This is a genomic window from Schaalia naturae, assembly GCF_042665795.1.
Classification (GTDB): Bacteria; Actinomycetota; Actinomycetes; order Actinomycetales; family Actinomycetaceae; genus Pauljensenia; species Pauljensenia naturae.
The window spans coordinates 2,006,566-2,019,352 of the sequence record NZ_JBHTEF010000001.1 but is presented as its reverse complement, the minus strand read 5'-3'; the positions used below and the strand labels follow the sequence as shown (position 1 = coordinate 2,019,352).

Sequence of the window (12,787 nt, the reverse complement as noted above, 5' to 3'; positions counted from 1 at the left end):
CCGCGGGGCAGGGCCGGCTCGGGCGTAAGGTCGACGCCGTGGACGTGATCTCCCAGTATTTCGCGGCCGGCGCGACCCGCGTCGAGGTCCCCGGCCGTTCCCGCGCCAGCGCCGACACGGCGGTGACGCCCCGGCACGACAGGGCCATCCCCGACCAGGGCTTCTGCATCCACTACGAGAGCGCGGGGATCGTCGTCGACCACGCGGACGACGCGGGGCTGGCGGCGGCCCTGGACGTCGTGGAGCTGCTGAACGAGGACGCCTCCTTCGAGACGGCCCTCGAGGTGCGCGACGCGCCGGTGTTCCCCACGCGGGCCTATCTCATGGACATGTCGGGCGACCGGATCCTCTCCTGGGACGGGTTCGTCCGCATCGTCGAGACGCTGGAGACCCTGCGGTTCAACCAGCTCGAACTGAGGGTGGGCCACGCCTTCGCCTACCGCGACCAGGACGTCGTGTGGGAGGGGGCGTCCCCGCTGACGCCCGCCCAGCTGCACCGCATCGAGGCGCTGTGCCAGAGCCACGGCATCCGCCTGGTGCTGGCCATCGAGCCGCTGACCCACTGGGAGCGCTGGCTGTCTCATGCCGAGTACGCCTGGCGCGCCGAACTGCCGCAGGGGCGCCTGTCCGGGGATGGGACGCGCCGCCGGATCCCGCCCTCGGAGCTGGCCGCGACGCCCGACAACGCGCATTTCGTCGCGGGACTGGTCGAGCAGCTGACCGCCACCCTGTCCGGGCGGCGCATCAACATCGGCGGGCACTCGACCCGGGAGCTCGGGCGGGGGCGCTCCCGCCGCCTCGTCGAGCGGCGCGGCCTGGAGGCGGTGGCGCTGGACTTCATCGCCCACGCCACTGTCGCCCTGGAGCGCCACGGCACCGTCGGCGAGATGTGGGCGGACCTCGTCAGCGGGGATCCCGCGCTGCTCGCGCAGGTCCCCGTCCAGGTCACGCCCGTCGTGCGATGCTCGGGTCCCGAGAGGTTCGCCGAGGCCGGAGGCGTGCTGGCCCGGTCGCGCCGCTCGTTCTGGGTCGCCCCGGGGACCGGATCGTGGAACACGCTGTGCGGGCGCAGCCGCCAGGCCGTGGACAACGTCGACGACGCCGTCACATGGGGCGTGGCCTCAGGGGCCTCGGGTCTGCTGCTGACCTCCTGGGCGGGGCGCGGGCATTGGGCGCCGGAGGCGCTCAACCTGCCCGCGATGGTCGAGGCCGCGGTGAGGGCTTGGCGCGGGGACGGCCCGGGGGAGGATCTCGGCCCGCTGCTGGGCGCCCTGGTCCCCGAGGACGTGGCGGCCGCCCTGCTGCGCCTGGGAGACGTGCCCGAGGCGGCGCCGCTGCCGCCGACCGTGCGCAACACGGACCTGACGTGGGAGGCGCTGCGCACGGGCGGGCATCTGCCGCCGGAGTGGGGCGTCGGCGCCGAGCGGGTCGACGCGGCCCAGCAAGTGGTCCGCGATGTCCGGCGCATCCTCGATTCCGGCCCCGGAGGAGCGGGACCCGGCGGGACGGGCGCGCTTCCGCGCGCGCAGGTGCGGCTGTGCGCCGACCTGTGCGACTTCGGGCTGACCCTGGTCGACGTCGCGCAGGAGCGCTCGCGGGCGGCCGAGGCCGATCTGCGCGGCCGCTGGGACCTGCTGGTCGCCCGGCAGCGCGAGCTGTGGCTGGCCACCGCCCGCGAGGGCGGCCTGGATCACTCCCTGTCCCTGCTGGACCCCCTCGGCGCCGCCGGGGAGGCCGCGGCGCGGGCGCGCTGACGGCGGCCGCCGTGCCCGAGCCCACAGCGGCGCGTGTTGGCCCGTCCGGCGCCATCGCGTAGACTCGGAGGCGCCAAAGACCGTCGGCCATCCGTTTCGGGATCCAAGCGCGAGAGCGACCGGCGCAGGTGAGTGACCATCGACCCCGTCGCGCGGACACGCCGGCGGGTGGGGTGGGAACGGACTTCCGAGCCCGGCACGAACCTGCGTGCCGGGCTCTTCTGTTTGTCCCGGATCGGATGCGGCGGTCCTCACATCGGAAGGAGGACCATGGCGAGGTCTGACAAGGTGGCTGCCGTTGCCGCGCTCACGGAGCAGTTCCGTGGGTCCAGCGCGGTGCTGCTCACTGAGTATCGCGGCCTGACCGTCAAGCAGCTCAAGAAGCTGCGTCGCGGCCTGGGCGAAGACGCGAGCTACGCCGTGGTGAAGAACACGCTGGCCACGCTGGCGGCCAAGGAGGTCGGTCTCGACTTCCTGGAATCGGACCTCAACGGTCCGACCGCCATCGCCTTCGTCACGGGCGAGCCCGTCGAGGCCGCCAAGACGCTGCGTGATTTCGCCAAGGAGAATCCGGCGCTGGTGCTGAAGTCAGGTGCCATGGACGGCGCGCCGCTGTCCGCAGATGCCGTGAGGAAACTGGCTGATCTGGAGTCCCGCGAGGTGCTGCTGGCCAAGGCCGCCGGCGTCCTCAAGGCCAAGATCTCCCAGGCTGCGTACGCGTTCACCGCGCTCCCGTCGAAGACGGTGCGCACTATCGACGCTCTTCGCGACAAGCAGGAGCAGGCGGCCTGACACGACAGGCCCTGCTGCGCGCCCTCCGGGCCGCGCGGCGGATCGAATCACCACTCTGCTCGTGTAGCAGGCCCAACAAGGAAGGATGCCAATCATGGCCAAGCTCTCCACTGACGAGCTTCTGGATGCTTTCAAGGAAATGACCCTCATCGAGCTGTCTGACTTCGTCAAGGCGTTCGAGGAGACCTTCGACGTCACCGCCGCGGCTCCGGCCGCCGTGGCCGTCGCCGCCGCCCCCGCCGCTGGCGATGCCGAGGCCGAGGAGGAGAAGACCGAGTTCGAGGTCGTCCTGGAGTCGGCCGGCGACAAGAAGGTCGCCGTCATCAAGGCCGTCAAGGCCCTCACCGGCCTCGGCCTCAAGGAGGCCAAGGAGCTCGTCGACGGCGCGCCCTCGACCGTCCTTGAGAACGCCAAGAAGGACGACGCCGAGAAGGCCAAGGCTGAGATCGAGGAGGCCGGCGGCACCGTCACCCTCAAGTGACACCGCCGCCTGAGCCCGCGCGCGCCTGACGGCGCGGGCGAGGCTCGGCGCTTCCGACGCGAACCCCCGCGGACCCTGTGGTCCCCGGGGGTTCCGTCTTTTTCTCCCCGGGTGCCGCGCAGCGCAGGATGCGCCGGCATCCCGGGCCACCGGCCCCGCGGCTCAGTCCGCCCGCGCGTCCTCACGGGCCGGGGAGGGGACAGCCAGCAGGACGGCGGTTCCGGCGACGATGAGGGCGACGCCGGCGTCGAAGTCCTGATCCCCGTCGGCGTCCGGCCCCCGGGCGGAGGCGGCGGCCTCCGCGATCACTCCCGCCTGGCGGGCGGCGGCGCGCTGCTGCTCGTGGAACGTCGCGCCGATGGCGAAGTGGCCCAGGGTGGCGGCGACGGTGGCGATGATGTGCGGGGAGGCGCCAGCGGAGGCGAGCGCGGGCGTGATCCAGTCGGTCAGGGGCAGACGGACGAGGCCGAGCGCCAGGGAGCTCGAGACCACCTCGGCGCCATCGCGGTGGGCGAGCAGGCGGTCGCGCAGAACTCCTGCGGCCCGGCGGAGCGCATCCTCCCATCCTCCGGAGGAGGGCCGCCGAGCGGCCGCGGGTTCGGACGCCACCAGATCGCCGGAGCCGCGGAGGATCTCCCGCGACAGGGCGGCCAGCAGCGTCTGCTTGTCGGCGACATGCCAGTAGAGCGCGGACGGCTGGACGCCGAGGTCCCGGGCGAGGCGGCGCATCGTCAGCCCCTCCAGCCCGTGGTGGTCGAGCAGGCGCATGGCGGCGGCCAGGACGTCCCCGCGCGAGTGGCGGATGGGGGAGGCCGGCGCCGGTCGGGTGGAGCGCTGGACGTCGGACACGGGTCCACTATAGTGAACGGTGTTCACCTGAACGGTGTTCAAGAGAGTGTCGGCCGCCGTATGCGACCCGGCCGGGGGAAGGAGATCGGATGTCAGAGGCGACGACGGGCGCTGCCCTGCCGGGGACGTGCTCGGCAGGCGGACGGGGACTCTCAGCGGGCGCGCGGCCGGCGGGCCGGCTCCGCGCCGCCCCGCGGGTGCTGGCGGACGCGGTGGCGGGAACGCCCATCCGGGAGGCGGCGCTCCTGGTCTCGGCGACCGCTCTGCTGGCGGTGGCCGCCCGCATCGCGATCCCCCTGCCCTTCACCCCGGTGCCGCTGTCACTGGCCACGCTGGCCATCCTGGTCTCGGGGGCGGCGCTCGGTCCCAGGAGGGCCGTGGCGGTGACGGGACTGTACGCGCTGCTCGGGGTGGCCGGCGTGCCGGTGTTCGCCGGAGGACAGACCGGATGGGCCTTCGCGTCCTTCGGGTACGTCCTCGGCTACGCCGCCGCCTCGATGCTGGTCGGCTGGCTGGCGGCGCGCGGAGCGGACCGGCGGATGTGGTCGGCCGCGCTGATGGGCGTCGCCGGATCGGCGGTGGTCTACGCGGCGGGCCTGGTCTGGATGGTGCCGTGGCTCGGGCTGTCGCTGGGGGAGGGGCTCGCCGCCGGCGTGCTGCCGTTCCTCCCCGGCGACGCCCTCAAGATCGCCGTCGTCGCCGCCCTCATGCCGGCGGCGTGGGGATGGCGGGCCAGGCGCGGCTGAGGGCAGGCCCGTCAGGACAGGCCGGCATCCGGGTGATCGGGGATGCGCGGGACGACGCCCGGATTGTGGCTGTGGGCGGTCAGCGGATTCGTGGGGATCTCGAAGGCGTCGGACAGGAACGGGCGGATGAGCCCCGCCAGGTCCTCCGGCTGGCCGTCGGAGACGAAGACGACGCGGGGATGCAGCTTCTCCGATTCGACCAGATCGAGGATCGGTCGGGAGTCGCCCCACTCCGACTCGACCCAGTAGACGATCCAGTCCGGCCCCAGGGGGCCGCGCGCGCTCACGACCAGCCGGCGCACCCGGCATCCCGGCGGCAGGGCGGTGACGACGTCCTCGTCCAGGTCGATCATCACGCCGGGGCCGCCGACGGCCGTGAGCGCGTCGGGCGCGACGTCGCGGGGATCCGCCGCGTCGATGCGGCCGACGCCGTCCTCGCCGACATCGGCGTGCCACACGGGGGACGCCCGCCCGACGCGCGAGATCCGGTCCAGGACGCGCCACGACATCAGCTCGGGGCGGACCTCGAGAGACTCCGGGTAGGCGTGGCGGAACTTCAGGACGGCGAGGAACCACTCCAGATCGTCGACGGGATTGAGCAGCAGTCCCTCACGCAGGTACAGGGCGCGCATCATGATGCGGTCGCGCACCGGGTCCCGGGCCAGGCGGCGCGCCTTGCCCAGCCGCCGGTGGAAGCGCCTCTGCGCGGCGGCGTAGTCGTCGCCGGAGTCCCACTGGTCTCCCGGCCAGTTGTGCAGGCGGACCACCTCCTCGCGCAGTGAGAAGCGCTCGCCGACATGACCGCGCTGCTCCAGGATCTCGTCCCACTGCTGGACCATCTCCAGCGCGCGGACGAACTCGGCGGGGACCTCGAGCCCCGGGACCACCGCGAGGTCGGGGCCAGCCGCCAGAGCCTCCTGCCAGGCCCGGAACTGCCCGAGGGACACCGGTGTCCCCTCGACCTTCCTCCATGCCGGATCCCCCCGGCGATCCTCCATGGCCCGGTACCACGCGTCGATCGCCCGCGCGAGGCGCCGCCGAGGGGCCGTGCGCGCGGTGCCCGGCGCACGCGCCGCCCGGGACCGCGGCGGAGGCAGGGGCCGTGCCCGGAACGCGTCCGCCCGCCGGTCGAGCCTCTCCGCCTCGAAGGCGTTCTCCAGGAAGACGACGGCCCGGTCCAGCAGGCCTCGCTCGGGCAGGGTCGGCGTGCGGCGGCGGGCCATCAGCAGCGGGTTGTGGAACTGCTGGATCATCCATCCGACATCGGGGGACCGGGCGGCGCGCGCGACATCGGCCGCCGCGAGCCCGGCGGGCGCGTTGATGCGGGCGACGGCGAGGACCGACGCCCGCTCCGCCTTGGTGAGCTTGCGGCCGTCGGGGGCGCGACGCTCCTGGCCGCGCAATGCGATCTCCGCCAGCGACGACCGCGATCGCCTCAGACGCTGCGACGCGCCGGCCGCCGCGTCCTTCGTGTCGCTCGCCCGGGCCATGGCCCCATTGTCGCCCCGATGGCCGACCTCAGGACGGAACCGGCCTCGCCGGGGATGGCGGGCGCGGCCGGGTAGCATGGCGGCGTGAGCATGCCAGCCTCGAGTTCCGCCCCAGACACCGCGTCCTCCCTTCCCCCAGCGTCCTCCCCGGTCCCCGGTTCCGGCGCCCGCCCGGTTCTGGTCGTCGACTTCGGCGCCCAGTACGCGCAGCTGATCGCCCGGAGGGTGCGGGAGGCCTCCGTCTACTCAGAGATCGTCCCCCACTCCATGTCCGCCGAGCAGATTCTCGCCAAGGAGCCTGCGGCGATCATCCTATCGGGAGGGCCGTCCTCCGTGTACGCCGAGGGCGCCCCCAGTTTCGACCCCGCCGTGCTGGACGCCGGCGTGCCGGTGCTCGGCATCTGCTACGGGTTCCAACTGATGGCCCAGGCGCTGGGCGGCAGCGTCGGGCGCACCGGCACCCGGGAGTACGGGCGCACCCGGATGAGCCAGGCCACCGGCCGCGGTCCCGGCGGCGGCGAGGTCGGCACGGCAGAGGCGGCATCGCGCCTGCTCAGCGGCACTCCCGCCGCCCAGACCGTGTGGATGAGCCACGGGGACGCCGTCGAACGGGCCCCGGAGGGCTTCACCGTCACGGCCTCGACCGACCAGACCCCCGTGGCGGCCTTCGAGGACGACGCACGCCGCCTCTACGGCATCCAGTGGCACCCCGAGGTCGTCCACTCCGAGTACGGCCAGCGCCTCATCGAGACCTTCCTCCACGACTGCGCGGGAATCGGGCGGGACTGGACCCCCGGCTCCATCATCGACGACCAGGTCGCCCGCATCCGCGCCCAGGTCGGCGGCGCCCGGGTGATCTGCGGGCTGAGCGGCGGCGTCGACTCCTCGGTCGCCGCGGCCCTCGTGCACCGCGCCATCGGGGACCAGCTGACCTGCATCTTCGTCGACCATGGCCTGCTGCGGGCCGGCGAGCGCGAGCAGGTCGAACGCGACTACGCGCAATCCATGGGCATCCGGGTGGTCACCGTCGACGAGTCCGAGCGGTTCCTCGACGCGCTCGCGGGCGTCACCGATCCCGAGGCGAAGCGCAAGATCATCGGCCGCGAGTTCATCCGCAGCTTCGAGGCCGCCCAGCGCGCCCTCGTCGCCGAGGCGGGGGAGCAGGGCGCGGAGATCCGCTTCTTGGTCCAGGGCACCCTCTACCCCGACGTCGTCGAATCCGGCGGCGGGGACGGGGCGGCCAACATCAAGAGCCATCACAACGTCGGCGGCCTGCCCGAGGACCTGGACTTCACGCTCATCGAGCCGCTGCGCACGCTGTTCAAGGATGAGGTCCGCGCGATCGGCCTCGAGCTGGGCGTCCCGGAGCACATCGTGTGGCGCCAGCCCTTCCCCGGCCCTGGCCTGGGGATCCGCGTCATCGGGGAGGTCACCCGCGAGCGGCTCGACGTGCTGCGCGCCGCCGACGCGATCGCCCGCGAGGAGCTCACGGCCGCGGGCCTGGACCGCGAGATCTGGCAGTGCCCCGTGGTGCTGCTCGCCGACGTCCACTCCGTGGGCGTCCAGGGGGACGGGCGCTCCTACGGGAGCCCGGTGGTCCTGCGGCCGGTGACCTCCGAGGACGCGATGACGGCCGACTGGTCGCGCGTGCCCTTCGACGTGCTCGCCCGGATCTCGACGCGGATCACGAACTCCGTGCCCGAGGTGACCCGCGTGGTCCTGGACGTCACGTCCAAGCCGCCGGCCACGATCGAGTGGGAGTGAACGGCGGGTCCCCGAGGCCCCGGGACACCGGGACGCGGGCTTCCGCCGGGTGGATCGGAGGACACCGGATGGAATACGTCTGCACATGGTGCGGGGAGCGCAGCCCCGTGACGACCCGGCGCGCGCGGTGCGAGTGCGGGGGGCTGTGGGAGCTGGACGCGCCCCCGCCGCCGTTCACCCCGGAGGGCGTCGACCGCGGCGAGTGGAGCATCTTCCGCTACCGCAGGTACATGGCGATCGAGGACGACTCCTGGCGGCGTGTCACCCTGGGCGAGGGGATGACGCCCGTCATCGGCCTGGACGAGGGCGTCCTGCTCAAGATGGACTATTACATGCCCACGCTCTCCTTCAAGGACCGCGGGGCGGCCGCCCTGATCGCCCACTGCGTCTCCATCGGGGTCGATCGCGTCATGCAGGACAGCAGCGGCAACGCCGGGAACAGTGTGGCCGCCTACTGCGCGAGGGCCGGCATCCGCTGCGAGATCCTCGTCCCCGAGGGGACGTCGCCCCATAAGATCGCGATGATCCGCGCGCACGGGGCCGTCTGCACGGTCGTGCCCGGCGACCGGGACCACTGCGCCGACGTGTGCCGCCGCCGGGTCGAGGACGAGGGTGCCTTCTACGCCAACCATGTGTACAACCCGTTCTTCTACGAGGGGACGAAAACCTACGTCTACGAGGTCTTCGAGCAGCTGGGCCGCATCCCCTCCACCGTCCTTGTCCCGGTGGGGAACGGGACGCTCCTCCTCGGCGTGCTGCGAGCCCTCGAGCATCTGCTGGCCAGCGGCGCCATCGACTCGATGCCCCGGGTGCTGGCCGTGCAGTCCGAGAACTGCGACCCGCTGTGGCGGGCGGCGCGGCAGGGGGCGGAGGCTCCCGTTCCGGTCGCGCCGGCGCCGACCCTGGCCGAGGGCATCGCGATCGGGCGGCCGATGCGCGGCACCGAGATCCTCGCGCTGGCGCGCAGGCACGGCGTCAGGTTCATCCACGCCCCGGAGGGCGACATCCTGCGAGCGCGGGCGCGGCTGGCCGAGAGGGGCATCTACTGCGAGCACACGACCGCCGCGAACTACGCGGCCTTCCTGCGCGAGCGCGAGGTCCACGGGGTGGGCGGCGACTGCCTGATCCCGATGTGCGGCGCGGGCCTGAAGTCGGACCACTGAGCGGAGGGACATGAGCAGGCACAAGCCGAGGCCCTGGCCGCAGACCCCCGAGCCGCTGGCCGTCCCCGTCATGGACGACCACACGCATCTCGCCCTGCGGGAGGGCGACATCCCCCGTGCAGAGGGCGTGCGGATGGCCCTGGACGAGCAGCTCTCCCGCGCCGCCCAGGTCGGCGTCACCCGGGCGGTGACCTCCGCCTGCGAGCTCCCGGACCTGGATCCGGCCCTGGAACTGGCCCGGGCGGCCACCGGCGGCGGGGTCCGCGTGCGCGTCGCGCTGGCGATCCACCCCAACGAGGCGGCTCTGCACGCGGGGTTCGCCGATCCGTCCCCGGACGGGCTGACCCCCGCGCGCTCCGGGCATCACCTCGTCCCGCTGGTCGAGGCGCTGGAGGAGGTCGCCCGCCGCCTCGATGACCCGATGGTGGCGGCCGTGGGGGAGAGCGGGCTCGACTACCATCGCACGGCGGAGCCCGGGCGCGAGGCGCAGAAGGAGTCGCTGCGCGCCCACATCGAGATGGCGCGGCGCCATGACCTGCCGCTGCAGATCCATGACCGCGACGCCCACGCCGACTGCCTGGACGTCATCGCCCAGTCCGCGACCCACGGGCAGAGGATCGTCTTCCACTGCTTCTCCGGCGACCAGGCGATGGCCCGCGAGCTGTCCGAGCGGGGCTGGTACGCCTCCTTCGCCGGGCCCCTCACCTACCCGGCGAACGAGGACCTGCGCCGGGCGCTGGTGGAGATGCCTCGCGAACTCGTGCTCGTCGAGACCGATGCCCCTTATCTCACACCGGTGCCGTGGAGGGGCAGCCCGAACGCCTCCTACGTCATGGCGCACACCGTCCGCGCGATCGCCGAGTTGTGGCAGGTCAGCGAGGAGGATGCCTGCCAGCGGCTGTCCGCGAACGCGACGCGCGTATACGGGGACTGGTGAGGGGGGCGCCGCGGCGGGGCGTGTCGCCTCACTCACACGGGGTCGCGCACATTGTCACGGTTCGGTTACGGTAGCGCAGTCAGTCCGTCCGTGGCCGTTCCCGCCGCATCCCGCCCCGTTCCTCCCGGAGGGGGCCGGGCCCGCGCCGGGGCCGTCCCCCGGGGAAGCGCCGGGGACGAGGGCGTCACACGGATCCGAACGAAGCAAGGAGCCTCGTGGTCTCTTTCACCCCGACTCGCCGTCAGATCCTCGGCGCCTCCTCGGCGCTCTCCCTGGGCATCGTCGCGATCGCCGGCGTCGCCGTCGCGGCCTCGCACCGCTCCGTCGTCCTGGAGGTCGATGGCGTCTCGACGCCGGTCTCCGGCTTCGAGCGCACGGTCGGCGACGTGCTCGCTGCGCAGGACGTCTCCATCTCCGCGCACGACCTGGTGGCCCCCGCGGCCGACCAGCCCGTGGCGGACGGGCAGACGATCGTGGTGCGCACCGCCTCCCAGTACAAGGTCACGGTCGACGGGGAGCCGGTCCAGGCCTGGTCGACCGGTGACTCGATCGACGCGGTCCTCGACGAGGTCGCAGGCGGCGGCGCCGTGGTCATGGCGGCGGACCGCTCGACCCAGCGTGAGGCGCTGCCCGTCGTGACGGCCTCGGGCACACTGCCGGTCGTGGCCGACGGATCCTCCCACGAGGTCGAGGCCGGCCCCGGCGACGATGTCACGGGTCTGCTGGCAAAGGCCGGCGTCACGGTCGGTCCCATCGACCGAGTGGCCTTCTCCCAGCAGGACGGCCGCACGGCGCTCACCGTCACGCGCGTGACGCGCGGCGAGCGCACCGACACGCAGGCGGTCCCCTTCCCGACCGAGGAGCGCGACGACGACACCCTGGCGCAGGGCACCCAGCAGGTCCTCCAGGAGGGTCGCGACGGGCAGGTCTCGACGACCTACTACGAGGAGACCGTCGGCGGGCGGACCACGGTGTCCGTCAAAGTGGGCGAGTCCTCCACCGATCCGGTGAGCCGGATCCTCGTCAACGGCACGAAGGAGCCGCAGCCGGCCTCCTCCTCCGCGTCGAGCGGATCGTCCTCGGCCGGCTCCGCCGTCGGCGGTGACGTCTGGGCCGCGTTGGCGAACTGCGAGTCCGGGGGGAACCCCGCCACCAACACGGGCAACGGCTTCTACGGCATGTACCAGTTCACGCTGGGCACGTGGCAGGCGATGGGCGGCACGGGGCTGCCGTCGGAGGCCTCGGCCGCCACGCAGACCGCCATGGCCCAGAGGCTCCAGGCTTCCGCCGGCTGGGGCCAGTGGCCCGCCTGCGCGGCGTCGCTGGGACTGCGGTGAACGCGCGCGCCGTGAGGATGTGAGGCGGGGCCGCCGGTCCTCCGCTGCCGGGGCCTTGGGCCTTCCCCATCCAGTCACGATTCGGTTACGATCGTGAGGTGCCGCATCTCTCCCTCACGTCTTCGGGCCGGACGCGGGTTGCCGCGTCGGCCCTTGCGGCGTCCCTGGGCGTCCTCGGCATCGCGGGCTTTGGCGTCGTCTCCTCGCGCGCTGAGGTCGTCCTCGAGGTCGACGGGGTCTCCCGTCCGGTGGTCGCCTGGGGCGGCACCGTCTCCACGGTCCTCGCGCAGGCCGGCGTCGAGCCCGGAGCACACGACCTCGTCTCCCCCGACGTCGACGAGCCGGTCCGCGACGGCGCCACCGTGGTCGTGCGGACCGCCCACCCCTTCGACGTGACGGTCGACGGCGTGCAGCGCAGGATCTGGTCCACCTCGGCGTCGGCCGACGCGGTGCTGGCCGATGCCGGCGTCGACGGCGGGCAGGTCATCATGGCCGCGGACCGTTCCAGCCAGCGCCCCTCGCTGACCCCGCTGGTGTCGCGCACCCGCGCGATCACCGTGGATGTGGCCGGGAGGCTGTCGCAGGTGACGGTGCGTCCCGGCGAGGACGCGCGAACGGCGCTGGCCGCCTCCGGCGTGGAGGTCTCGCCCAACGACCGCGTGAGCCTCACCCAGAAGGACGGCGACCTGGCCATCCAGGTGGTGCCGGTGACCCGGGGGGTGACCACGACTGAGCTCGAGGTCCCCTACGGATCCCGCGAGGAGCAGGACGGCGGCCTCTTCCAGGGGGAGAGGGTCGTCGCGACCCCGGGGCGGACCGGCACCGAGACCACCGTCCAGTGGACCGAGTCCCGGGGCGGGGAGGTCGTCCACCGGAGCCTCCTCAGCCGGTCCGTCACAGCCGAACCCGTCGACGAGGTCGTCCGCGTGGGCGCGCAGGAGGCCACCCCCCAGGCGCTGGTCGCCGCGGGGCTGGACCCGAAGGCGACCCTCGAGGAGGCCAGGGAGGCCGACGGCACGGTCTCCGTGCGGTACCGAGCGAAACTCGGCACCCTGTCCACGGCGGCCGAGATCGCCGCGGTGACGGGCGCGCAGACGGCGGCGTCCGCCGCCGAGGGATCGACCGCGGCGGCTCCCACCGCGTCAGCCGCCGAGGCGCAGGCCATCGCCCAGGGCATGGTCGCGGCGCGCGGATGGGACGACTCCGAGTTCCAGTGCCTCGTCACGCTGTGGAGCCACGAGTCCGGGTGGAGCGTGACCGCTTCGAACCCCTCCGGCGCCTACGGGATCCCGCAGGCCCTGCCCGGATCCAAGATGGCATCGGCAGGCGCGGACTGGCAGACGAGCGCCGCGACGCAGATCACCTGGGGCCTCGGCTACATCTCGGGGCGCTACGTCACGCCGTGCAGCGCGCTCGCCCATTGGCAGTCGACCGGCTGGTACTGAGGCCGGCCCCGCCCTCGCGGGTCGCCCGT

Annotated in this window: 11 protein-coding genes; 9 read left to right on the top strand and 2 right to left on the bottom strand. The window is 73.3% G+C overall.

Annotated features, from left to right (window positions below):
- The first annotated feature begins 38 nt into the window (after positions 1 to 38).
- From ACFQWG_RS09020 to rplL, 3 genes are all read left to right on the top strand, one after another.
- A complete protein-coding gene (locus ACFQWG_RS09020) occupies positions 39 to 1,754 on the top strand; it encodes a hypothetical protein (RefSeq protein ID WP_380974575.1) in 1,716 nt (571 codons plus the stop codon).
- A gap of 270 nt (positions 1,755 to 2,024) precedes the next feature.
- Positions 2,025 to 2,546, top strand: a complete 522-nt coding sequence (rplJ, locus tag ACFQWG_RS09015; protein ID WP_291495482.1) for a 50S ribosomal protein L10 — start codon at positions 2,025 to 2,027, stop codon at positions 2,544 to 2,546.
- 94 nt (positions 2,547 to 2,640) lie between these two features.
- Complete coding sequence (rplL, locus tag ACFQWG_RS09010) at positions 2,641 to 3,027, top strand: 50S ribosomal protein L7/L12 (protein WP_291495480.1); 387 nt, start codon at positions 2,641 to 2,643, stop codon at positions 3,025 to 3,027.
- Positions 3,028 to 3,189: 162 nt separating this feature from the next.
- Here rplL and ACFQWG_RS09005 read toward each other — a convergent pair whose 3' ends face one another.
- The gene (locus ACFQWG_RS09005) at positions 3,190 to 3,876 is read right to left on the bottom strand and encodes a TetR family transcriptional regulator (RefSeq protein WP_380974573.1); all 687 of its coding nucleotides are present in this window, start codon (positions 3,874 to 3,876) and stop codon (positions 3,190 to 3,192) included.
- Positions 3,877 to 3,965: 89 nt separating this feature from the next.
- Here ACFQWG_RS09005 and ACFQWG_RS09000 point away from each other — a divergent pair, with 89 nt between their 5' ends.
- The gene (locus tag ACFQWG_RS09000) at positions 3,966 to 4,622 is read left to right on the top strand and encodes a biotin transporter BioY (RefSeq protein WP_380974571.1); all 657 of its coding nucleotides are present in this window, start codon (positions 3,966 to 3,968) and stop codon (positions 4,620 to 4,622) included.
- An 11-nt stretch (positions 4,623 to 4,633) separates the two neighbouring features.
- On the opposite strand, the gene ACFQWG_RS08995 is transcribed toward ACFQWG_RS09000, so the two are convergent.
- Entirely contained in the window at positions 4,634 to 6,112 is a 1,479-nt protein-coding gene (locus ACFQWG_RS08995) for a hypothetical protein (RefSeq protein ID WP_380974569.1), read from the bottom strand.
- A 90-nt stretch (positions 6,113 to 6,202) separates the two neighbouring features.
- On the opposite strand from ACFQWG_RS08995, the gene guaA reads away from it, so the two are divergent.
- The 5 genes from guaA to ACFQWG_RS08970 all read left to right on the top strand — a co-directional run bounded on the left by guaA (position 6,203) and on the right by ACFQWG_RS08970 (position 12,758).
- Positions 6,203 to 7,876 carry a glutamine-hydrolyzing GMP synthase gene (guaA, locus tag ACFQWG_RS08990; protein WP_380976300.1) on the top strand — a complete coding sequence of 558 codons (1,674 nt, stop codon included), beginning with the start codon at positions 6,203 to 6,205 and terminating at the stop codon, positions 7,874 to 7,876.
- 68 nt (positions 7,877 to 7,944) lie between these two features.
- Positions 7,945 to 9,039 (top strand): threonine synthase, encoded by a 1,095-nt coding sequence (locus ACFQWG_RS08985; protein ID WP_380974567.1) that lies wholly within the window; start codon positions 7,945 to 7,947, stop codon positions 9,037 to 9,039.
- Positions 9,040 to 9,049: 10 nt separating this feature from the next.
- Positions 9,050 to 9,976, top strand: a complete 927-nt coding sequence (locus ACFQWG_RS08980; protein WP_380974566.1) for a TatD family hydrolase — start codon at positions 9,050 to 9,052, stop codon at positions 9,974 to 9,976.
- A gap of 215 nt (positions 9,977 to 10,191) precedes the next feature.
- On the top strand, positions 10,192 to 11,313 hold the full coding sequence (locus tag ACFQWG_RS08975; protein WP_380974564.1) for a transglycosylase family protein: 1,122 nt from the start codon (positions 10,192 to 10,194) through the stop codon (positions 11,311 to 11,313).
- 98 nt (positions 11,314 to 11,411) lie between these two features.
- Positions 11,412 to 12,758 carry an aggregation-promoting factor C-terminal-like domain-containing protein gene (locus ACFQWG_RS08970; protein WP_380974562.1) on the top strand — a complete coding sequence of 449 codons (1,347 nt, stop codon included), beginning with the start codon at positions 11,412 to 11,414 and terminating at the stop codon, positions 12,756 to 12,758.
- Positions 12,759 to 12,787: the final 29 nt, after the last annotated feature.